This window comes from Micromonospora echinofusca, assembly GCF_017614955.1.
Classification (GTDB): Bacteria; Actinomycetota; Actinomycetes; order Mycobacteriales; family Micromonosporaceae; genus Micromonospora; species Micromonospora echinofusca_A.
The window spans coordinates 1-1,537 of the sequence record NZ_WVUH01000633.1 but is presented as its reverse complement, the minus strand read 5'-3'; the positions used below and the strand labels follow the sequence as shown (position 1 = coordinate 1,537).

The window sequence follows — 1,537 nt, the reverse complement described above, 5'->3', positions numbered from 1 at the left end:
TCCCACCCGTGGGTCGGCTGGCGGGCGGGACGGGCTCCACCTGAGGTGTTACGGATCGCTGTCGTCCGATCCGTAGCACGTCCGGCTAGACGATGTCGCGCGCGGGATAGCCGAGGACCTCCACGAGATCGCCTCCCGTTGCCGCGTCGAAGGCGTCGTGGATGTCGTCGTCGAAGTGGTTCCTCCAGTCGCCGGCCTTGCCCTTCCGGTAGTGGGAGATCTGCCCCGGGCTCTCCACGTTCTTCTTCATCCGGGAGAAGCTGTAGCGGGACAGGAGGGTCTCCAGCTCGGCCGGCGGCAGCGTGATCCCGCAGTGCCGCATCAACTGGTCCACCTCCTCCGGCTGCCGTTCGCCGGTCAGATCCTCGTACCGGAACAGCCGGAAGTTCTCCGAACTCGGCGCATTCGCCCACGACCGGAGCTGCTTGAAGAGGTACCTCTCGGAGAGCCGGTCGATGACGTGCAGCAGCCCTTCCTTCATCGGCTTCTCCTGCAGGGTCTTCCGGGCCTGCGGGATGTCACCCATGGGAGCGTGCGAGTTCCGGAGGGAGAAGTAGCTCGACACGACGATGTCGCGCGGGTCCCGGATGACGAAGAACGCGCGGTAGGTGCCGGGTTTCGAGATCTCCTCGAAGCGCGGGTAGGAATGGAAGAGCGCCAGGCCGATGCGGCCGGGCGGGATCACGGGCAGGGAGCGCCGCTTGTAGAAGCGCGGGTCGTAGGGGAGTAGCCCGGAATGGCGGTAGACGATGGGATCGCTGAACAGCTTCTTTATCCACTGGCTGCCCGTCTTGCGTACGGTGCAGTGGTAGATGTTGTCATATTCGCACTGCGTGACCACCGGAACTGTCAGCCGCGTTCGCGCATTCTTTGCTTCGAGCTGTGCTCGTCGTGCCACGATGCGCATGGAATTTGGCGTGTGGTGCTTGGCGAACTGGATGGTGCGATTGATCATCGGTCAAATCTTATTCGTGTCTGCGAACGGGGAGGCCATTGATTCTCGCCCAATTAGGCCATCTTGGTGAAGATTCCCGGGCTGCGGCTTCTCTGTCCGGTGTGTCAACATACCGCAGGAATATCCCCGACGAGCCTATTAATGTCAATCCCCTGCGGTGGGCAATCGGTCGGTCGCCGGGGTGCGGCAACGTGCCGTGAAGGAGTCCGAGCAGCTCGCCGTCGGGGTGCCGGGTATCCCCGAGCCCTTCTCGCAGGCGCTGTGGCCGTAGCCGGTGGTGCCGGAGGACGGCGGCCCGATAACCGGCTGCGCAGCCGCAGGGGACCGCGGCAGAATGCCGGCCCATGAAGGACAGACCGGTTGGTCTCGCGGAGAGCGACCTGTTCACGGCGCTCGACGTGGGCTGGGGCATCCGGGCCGGGTCGGCGGAGTACCTGCCGGTCGGCGCGGGCGGCTACCACTGGTCGGTGGTGGACGGGGCCGGCGCGGCCTGGTTCGTCACCGTCCACGACCTCGGCGCCGACGACGAGACCGGCTGCGACGGTGAGACCGGCTGCGGCGAGGCGGCCGGGTGTACCGGGG

1 protein-coding gene and 1 pseudogene are annotated in these 1,537 nt (G+C 65.8%); one reads left to right on the top strand and one right to left on the bottom strand.

Annotation, left to right across the window (positions count from 1 at the left end; all coding sequences use genetic code 11):
* Positions 1–85: 85 nt before the first annotated feature.
* Complete coding sequence (locus GSF22_RS33490) at positions 86–955, bottom strand: sulfotransferase domain-containing protein (protein WP_208817903.1); 870 nt, start codon at positions 953–955, stop codon at positions 86–88.
* A 344-nt stretch (positions 956–1,299) separates the two neighbouring features.
* Here GSF22_RS33490 and GSF22_RS33485 point away from each other — a divergent pair.
* Positions 1,300–1,537, top strand: a pseudogene (locus GSF22_RS33485) (hypothetical protein); the annotation flags it as partial.

Bases quoted from the DNA above. Each gene is read 5' to 3' on its own strand.
- GSF22_RS33490 (WP_208817903.1), bottom strand. From the start codon at position 955: ATGATCAATCGCACCATCCAGTTCGCCAAGCACCACACGCCAAATTCC.